This window comes from Methanomethylovorans sp. (assembly GCF_041305605.1).
In the GTDB taxonomy this organism is placed as follows: Archaea; Halobacteriota; Methanosarcinia; order Methanosarcinales; family Methanosarcinaceae; genus Methanomethylovorans.
Window position 1 is genome coordinate 1 of sequence record NZ_JBFYLB010000061.1, and the last position, 7,256, is coordinate 7,256.

General features: G+C 43.6%; 8 protein-coding genes. 6 read left to right on the forward strand and 2 right to left on the reverse strand.

Annotated features, from left to right (window positions below):
* The 6 genes from ACCM36_RS03900 to ACCM36_RS03925 form a co-directional block, all read left to right on the forward strand.
* Positions 1-295: hypothetical protein (locus tag ACCM36_RS03900; RefSeq protein WP_370572426.1), on the forward strand; the 295-nt coding region annotated here is incomplete at its 5' end.
* Positions 296-417: 122 nt separating this feature from the next.
* Complete coding sequence (locus tag ACCM36_RS03905) at positions 418-969, forward strand: metal-dependent hydrolase (protein ID WP_370572427.1); 552 nt, start codon at positions 418-420, stop codon at positions 967-969.
* Positions 970-1,052: 83 nt separating this feature from the next.
* Positions 1,053-1,718 (forward strand): DapH/DapD/GlmU-related protein, encoded by a 666-nt coding sequence (locus tag ACCM36_RS03910; protein ID WP_370572428.1) that lies wholly within the window; start codon positions 1,053-1,055, stop codon positions 1,716-1,718.
* Positions 1,719-1,760: 42 nt separating this feature from the next.
* Entirely contained in the window at positions 1,761-2,843 is a 1,083-nt protein-coding gene (locus ACCM36_RS03915) for a DegT/DnrJ/EryC1/StrS family aminotransferase (protein ID WP_370572429.1), read from the forward strand.
* Positions 2,844-2,846: 3 nt separating this feature from the next.
* Positions 2,847-3,779, forward strand: a complete 933-nt coding sequence (locus ACCM36_RS03920) for a UDP-N-acetylglucosamine 3-dehydrogenase (protein ID WP_370572430.1) — start codon at positions 2,847-2,849, stop codon at positions 3,777-3,779.
* A gap of 22 nt (positions 3,780-3,801) precedes the next feature.
* On the forward strand, positions 3,802-5,232 hold the full coding sequence (locus ACCM36_RS03925) for a nucleotide sugar dehydrogenase (protein ID WP_370572431.1): 1,431 nt from the start codon (positions 3,802-3,804) through the stop codon (positions 5,230-5,232).
* A gap of 284 nt (positions 5,233-5,516) precedes the next feature.
* Here ACCM36_RS03925 and ACCM36_RS03930 read toward each other — a convergent pair whose 3' ends face one another.
* Positions 5,517-6,443: a GDP-mannose 4,6-dehydratase gene (locus ACCM36_RS03930; RefSeq protein ID WP_370572432.1), complete on the reverse strand. Its 927-nt coding sequence runs from the start codon at positions 6,441-6,443 to the stop codon at positions 5,517-5,519.
* A gap of 131 nt (positions 6,444-6,574) precedes the next feature.
* Positions 6,575-6,712, reverse strand: coding sequence for a hypothetical protein (locus ACCM36_RS03935; protein WP_370572433.1), 138 nt, complete (start codon positions 6,710-6,712; stop codon positions 6,575-6,577).
* Positions 6,713-7,256: the final 544 nt, after the last annotated feature.

A 7,256-nucleotide genomic window follows, 5' to 3' on the forward strand; every position in this document is an offset into this window, starting at 1 on the left:
CCTGCACGAAATTCCCTTCTATATACACACTATTAAATTCCCGGAGGTTACCGGGTCTACATTCTATTACAGTAATCGCATAAGATTGGGACAAATGACGCGTGAAGAGGCCCTTAGATTCGAAGAGGAGGAACGGAAAAACCCGGAGGTTGTGCAAGGTCTTGAGTTTTTCCTAAAGCAGATAGGCATGTCCAGGGAAGAATTCATTGCACAGGTTAGCGATTGGGAAAAGATCCAGAAATATCGGAAAGAAGAGCCCTTCTATACGAAAATTTATCTTAAGTTCAGAAAATGAGTTCTGAATAAATTCTTTTATGTATATTCATACTCTTCTCTTCCTTTTTTTAAACAAATGGGAATATATTCAGAAACTCATGAACCATAAACGTATTTATATCAGAATATTATATTAATACGATGTTTGTCTTCGGCCATTTAGGAATAACATTGGGTCTTTTCACGCTTCTGGAGCATAAATTACCTGCATTAAAAGGTCGCGTTGACTATGCGGCTGTGCTTGTTGGCTCCATGCTTCCGGACCTTATTGATAAACCAATAGGGAGGATCATCTTCTCAGGAACTATAGATAATGGGCGAATAGTTGCACATACTTTGTTGTTCTTCATGATCCTCTGCGCCGGTGCCTTTTATATGTGGAAGAGAAAGAACGATCCCAGATTCCTTTTCCTCTCTGCTGCCAGTTTTTGTCATCTGATGGAGGACAATATGTGGGATACCCCTGCAACATTGTTCTGGCCCCTTATGGGTTGGCAGTTTCCAAGTAGTCCGGGGCCTTATGATGGTATCTTTGGCTATTTCCAGAGCATTTTTATCTATGCATATACACCTGCTTTGGATTATGTGTTTATCTCGGAGGTCACAGGTTTCGTGATCCTTGTATTCCTGGGTGTCAGGTACCTGCGACAGAAGAATATATTGTATGCCATATCTAGGGCTCTTAAGCCTTGAGCTCGGGCTGTAATCTTTATATATACTAATGGAGATATAATATCGGAAATATAGATTATCTAAAAAGTTAAAAGAGGATATTAATGGGAGAAAATATTAGGATACACTGTAGCTCAAAGCTCTATGGTACAACGTCCATAGGTGAAGGGACCGTTGTTATGGAAAATGTTACTCTGGGCTATCCCGAACATCGTGTACTAATGGAGATCATAAAACTGGGAATAGACATAGAAGATCATGATTTCCCTGGCACCACTATCGGCAAGGACTCTTTTATCCGCGCAGGTACAACTATTTTCAGTAATGTGAAGACAGGGGAAAGGTTCAAGACAGGTCATAATACCATGATACGGGAGAACACTATTATGGGTAATAGTGTTCTCGTGGGCACTAACGTGATCATAGATGGTAATGTAAAGATCGGTAATAATGTTAGTATTCAGGGTAATGTTTACATCCCCACTCATGTCACAATAGAAGATAATGTATTCATTGGTCCATGTGCAGTGCTTGCAAATGATAAATACCCTGTAAGAGGTGAATACATCGCTGATGGACCTACACTGCGCAAAGGTGTATCTATTGGTGCCAATGCAACTCTTGTTCCGGGAGTGGAGATCGGGGAAGGATCCATGGTAGCGGCTGGGGCTTTAGTCACAAAAGACGTGCCTCCGTGGAAGCTTGCCATTGGGTGTCCTGCAAAAATAACCGAACTGCCGGAGAAGCTTAGACAATTGAATAAAATATAAATATAAGTCTATTGTTTCAGTTATAGTTCTAAATGAGGTATAATGATGATAAGCATCGCAAAACCATACCTTGACGAAGCGGAGATCGAGGCCGTCACCGCTGTACTGCGTTCAGGGGTAATAGCTGAAGGGCCAAGGGTGGCCCAGTTCGAGCAGGCCTTCGCAGAATATGTGGGAGTAGGTCACGCAGTGGCCTTGAACTCCGGAACAGCCGCTTTGCATGTAGCATTGATGGCTCATGGGATAGGCAAAGGAGATGAGGTGATCACTTCACCGTTCAGTTTCGTAGCTACTGCCAATTCTATTGTGTACACGGGTGCAAAGCCTGTTTTTGCGGACATTGAACCTGATACTTATAATATTTCGCCGGACCAGGTACATGAGATGATAACCAGTCGCACAAAGGCAATAATGCCTGTGCATCTTTACGGGCATGCTGCTGACATGGGTGCGATCATGGAAATTGCTGAAGATCATAACCTTCTTGTCATCGAGGATGCCTGCCAGGCTCACGGAGCAACTTACAAAGGTAAGAAGGTCGGGTCTTTCGGAACCGGTGCTTTCAGTTTCTATCCGACCAAGAACATGACCACCAGCGAGGGGGGCATCATTACCACCGATGACCCGGACATTGCAGCTCGCTCGCGTATGCTCAGGGCCCATGGTTCAAAACAGCGCTATCTGCATGAGATGATAGGCTATAATTTCCGTATGACCGATATTTCCGCGGCTATAGGTATCGTACAAATGGGAAGACTGCCAGAGTTCACTGAGAAGAGAAGGCAGAACGCCAGGAAGCTTTCAAATGGTCTAAAGGATACCAAGAACATTATATTGCCTGTGGAGAAAGAGAATTGTTCACACGTGTACCACCAGTATACTATCCGCACTCCTCGCCGGGATTCACTACGCGACACACTTCAGGAGAAGGGTGTTGGTACCGGTACATATTACCCCCTGTGCATCCATCAGCAGCCCTTATACAAGGAAATGGGTTATGCAGGAAGTTTCCCCAACAGTGAGAAGGCATCCCGTGAAGTATTGTCCATACCAGTGCATCCGGCATTATCAGATGCTGATATAAACACTGTCATTGCAGCTATAAAGGAATGGGACCAGAGGTAAGATATGATAAGAATAGGAGTTATTGGTGTAGGTTCCATGGGAAAGAACCATGTACGGATCTACAGTGAGATGGAAGGCGTCAAGCTTGTTGGTATCTCTGATGTGAACCAGGAACTTGTCGAAGAGCTTGCAAATACTTTCAAGACCACGGCTTATACGGATTATAAGAAGTTACTGGCTCAGGGTCTGGATGCCGTGAGCATTGTGGTGCCCACCAAAATGCATACGGCGGTCACATTAGACGCTTTGGATGCCGGAGTTAATGTTCTTGTGGAAAAACCTATTGCAGACACCCTTGAAAATGCGGATCTGATGATCAGGACTGCCAGGGAAAAAGGCATGATGCTCATGGTAGGACACATTGAGAGGTTCAATCCGGCTGTGATCAGGCTCAAAAAGATCATAGATTCGGGATTATTGGGTAAGATCGTATCCATTTCCACAAGAAGGGTGGGTGCCTATAATCCCAGAATAAGGGATGTAGGTGTTATTCTGGACATTGGTGTGCATGATGTGGATATTATTTCTTATCTGTACGGTAAGAAGATAGATCAGGTGTACACGATTGCAGGAGCAAACATTCATTCTTCCGAGGACCATGCATCCATACACCTGCGTTTCGATCATGATTATTCCGGTCTTGTGGATGTAAACTGGCTCACACCACATAAAGTACGTACTCTCACTGCAGTGGGTGTTGCGGGTGTAGCATATCTTGATTACATCAAACAGTCTGTTGTGCTCCACGACAAGGAATGGGTCCGTGAGGCAAAGGTGGACCCGAAGGAGCCACTGCTCAACGAACTTGAATATTTCGTGCGTTGTGTTGCCAACAAAGAGCAGCCCCATCCAAACGGTGAGGATGGAAAACATGCCCTTGAGGCATGCATGGCAGCTATAACGTCATATCATGAAGAAAAAGTCATAGATATCTGATAACAAAAGGAAAGTGATTATAATGAGCGAGAAATTAAAAAAGATCCTTACGGAGAAAGGGCCGATTAAAAAAATAGGCGTTATCGGTATGGGATATGTGGGTATCCCGGCAGCTGCACTGTTTGCAGATGCTCCATGTTTTGATCATGTGCTGGGTTTCCAGAGAGCTTCATCCTCGTCAGGATACAAGATCGAGATGCTCAACAAGGGGGAAAGTCCCCTGAAAGGTGAGGAACCCGGGCTTGAAGATCTGCTAAAAAAGGTAGTAAAGGCAGGTAAGTTCACCTGTACATCTGATTTCTCAAGGATCAGCGAGCTTGACGCCGTTACATTGGCTATTCAGACACCTTTCGAGGACCCTAAAAGCCTGTTGCCGGATTTCACTGCACTCATAGAAGGCATAAGTAATGTTGGTAAGCATCTCAGGAAAGGTATGCTCGTTGTACTGGAATCCACCGTTACTCCCGGTACCACCGTTGGTATGGCGAGGGAGATCCTGGAAAAGGAATCTGGTCTTGTTGCTGGTGAAGATTTCGCACTGGCCCATGCCCCGGAAAGGGTAATGGTCGGAAGGCTTTTGCAGAACATCAGAGAGCATGACAGGATAGTGGGTGGTATCGACGATATTTGTACTCAGCGTGCAGTTGAGCTTTATACTCCTGTGCTCACAAAAGGTAAGGTCATACATATGACAGCTACTGCCGCCGAGGTCACCAAGACCGCTGAGAACACGTTCAGGGACCTGCAGATAGCAGCAGCTAACCAGCTTGCATTGTACTGTGAGGCTATGGGCATTAATGTATATGATGTGCGTGCAGGTATCGCCAGCCTTAAAGGTGAAGGCATCACACGAGCTATTCTGTACCCAGGGGCAGGAGTCGGTGGACACTGTCTCACCAAGGATACATACCACTTGGAGCGTGGTGTCACTCTTGGTACAGAACCACTGGATTATCCTGAGAATGCCGAATCTATCTATGTGCTTGCCAGAAGGGTCAATGACTTTATGCCAAAACACATGTTCAACCTTACAGTAAAGGCCCTTGAGAGGATTGGCAAAAAGCCCAAAGGCAGCAAGATCGCTATGTTAGGCTGGGCTTTCCTTAATGATTCGGACGATGCCCGCAACCCTCCTTCAGAACCATACAGGGATATGGTTCTACAGGCAGGCTGTGAGATAAAAGTGCATGACCCTCATGTACTCTACTATCCCGGCATAGAGATACATGCCAATATTGATGTGGTACTGGCCGGAGCTGATGTAGTGGTCATCTTTACCGGACACAAGCAATATTTCGGTCTGACGCCTGAACAGATCAAGCAGAAGATGGGACAGAAACAGCCTGTGATCATCGATGGCCGCAATGTAGCGGACCCCGACAAGTTCATAAATGCAGGCTTTGTCTACAAGGGAATAGGCAGAGGAGATAAGAACAGTCACGCTTTAAAGTGACTTTTCTCTTTTCTCCATTTTACTATTTTTAAATGATTCCGTCCTTTTTCTTGTTCTTTTGTTCCACAGATACCTTGTGGTAAATACTATGATACCTGTCTGAGCCACATATGCCTATGCTGTCAGCTAAGAGGTTCCACCGGGTATGAAATACTGTGGGAATTATTCACAATTTCATAGAAAAAGCTGGTCGTGTATCCGTTATAGGATCTGCAGATGCATAATTTGTGATATTTAAAGTCACAATTCAGTCTTATCGTCACTACGCTAATGGATCTCTCATATTATTTGCTTTCGGCAAATTCCATTAGGCCTTCCCTGAGCGGCACCTTTGGTTCAAATCCCAGTATTTTCCTTGCTTTGGCAATGTCAGAACAACTGTATTTTATGTCCCCTGGTCTTTCCGGCATGTATTGCACCGGCACATCCGCATCGAATATGTTAAGGATCATATGTGCAAGTTCACTTACAGTCGTACTGTTCCCTGTCCCTGCGTTGAACACCTGGCCATTAGCGTCCTCATTTTCAAGCAAGAGCGTTATCATATCCACTATATCGTGAACTGAGATAAAATCCCGGGTCTGGGTACCATCCCCGAATATGATTGGACTTTGTTCTGCTTTGGCCTTATCTATGAAACGTGATATCACGCCGGAATATGGATTTCCCGGGTCCTGTCTGGGACTGTAGATATTAAAAGGGCGGATGCAACAGGAAGGCAGGCCGAAAGCCTTGTGGTACATCATGCAATATTTTTCTCCGCTCAGTTTGCTGACACCATAAGGAGAAAGCGGATCCTGGGGATGGGACTCCGTAACCGGTGTATAGAGGGGATTCCCGTAAACTGCTGCAGAACTTATGTAGATGAACTTGGATATTGAGGATCTGCGAGCGGCTTCCAACAGATTGAGTGTGCCAAAAACGTTATTCTGTGCATCGAATAGAGGATCTTCCATTGAGGCTGTGACGCTTATCTGGGCTGCAGTGTGGATAATAACATCGTTTTGTTTTACAAGGTCTGCAGCTATTCTGTCTTTAATATCTGCTTTTATTACGTGGATTCCATGAGGTACGGCTTCCCTTGTAGTAGATGAAAAATTATCCAGCACTGTAATACTCGCTTTTTCGTGCAGCGCATCCACCAGATAACTGCCTACCTGCCCTAATCCGCCAGTGATGAGTATTCTTTGCATGTTACTTTCAGTAGACATTTATAACATATATAATATTCGAGCATTTATCCGGTCTTAAATTAGGATGTATCTACTCGCATTTTCTATAAGCAGCAAGTTTTGGGATGTCCGGGGCCGGATAAAAAACAGATAAAAGCCGGAGAATTATCTCAGGCTATTTGTTGTTTCTCTGAAGTGATCGAAACGTTCAGACAGTGCAGAGTACAGTACATATGTTCCTTAATATAACCTTCATATACATAGATAGGCGTTCCACAAACAACACACTTTACTTCAATGAGTTCCATTTAAATCGCTCCGTTTTGCTAAGTACCAATTCCACCTTAAATGAACACAAAATTTAGTTTGTGTTCTAAATATAAGAATGTCTTTGCATATATATAAAATCATCTACAGTCGGGTATATAATTACCATTATTATGATGATGAACACGGAAGCTGAAGTTAAAAAGCAAACGGTTTTTAATAAATAATGTTATTTTAAAGGGGATTTTGCTTCACCTTCTTGTTTTAATTCGTTAATCTCTTCAGTTTGGAATTTGATCAAATCTTCTTCGATTTCCGTATTTTTTTCACTTCTCTTTACTTTGAGCATAGCTTCAGCTATCTTTTTATATTTTTCATTAAGAACAAGATCAGTAAATGTATCTTTGATTAGAACTTCTATTATTTAATATTTACATTCCAGTGAACATTAATGAGGGTTAATCAGAATCCTCTAAAGATATTGTAATGGTACTTGAGACAAAACTTGGCAGTGTATCTATTGCAACACCTAACCGGAATCATAGTTTTTCTAACCGTTGCACTCTATGGCTGTGATCCTTGTTC

What these genes read in the sequence shown, in the direction of transcription:
- ACCM36_RS03915 (WP_370572429.1), top strand. Translation starts at nt 1,761, where the DNA reads ATGATGATAAGCATCGCAAAACCATACCTTGACGAAGCGGAGATCGAG.
- ACCM36_RS03920 (WP_370572430.1), top strand. Translation starts at nt 2,847, where the DNA reads ATGATAAGAATAGGAGTTATTGGTGTAGGTTCCATGGGAAAGAACCAT.
- ACCM36_RS03910 (WP_370572428.1), top strand. Translation starts at nt 1,053, where the DNA reads ATGGGAGAAAATATTAGGATACACTGTAGCTCAAAGCTCTATGGTACA.
- ACCM36_RS03925 (WP_370572431.1), top strand. Translation starts at nt 3,802, where the DNA reads ATGAGCGAGAAATTAAAAAAGATCCTTACGGAGAAAGGGCCGATTAAA.
- ACCM36_RS03935 (WP_370572433.1), bottom strand. Translation starts at nt 6,712, where the DNA reads ATGGAACTCATTGAAGTAAAGTGTGTTGTTTGTGGAACGCCTATCTAT.
- ACCM36_RS03905 (WP_370572427.1), top strand. Translation starts at nt 418, where the DNA reads ATGTTTGTCTTCGGCCATTTAGGAATAACATTGGGTCTTTTCACGCTT.
- ACCM36_RS03930 (WP_370572432.1), bottom strand. Translation starts at nt 6,443, where the DNA reads ATGTCTACTGAAAGTAACATGCAAAGAATACTCATCACTGGCGGATTA.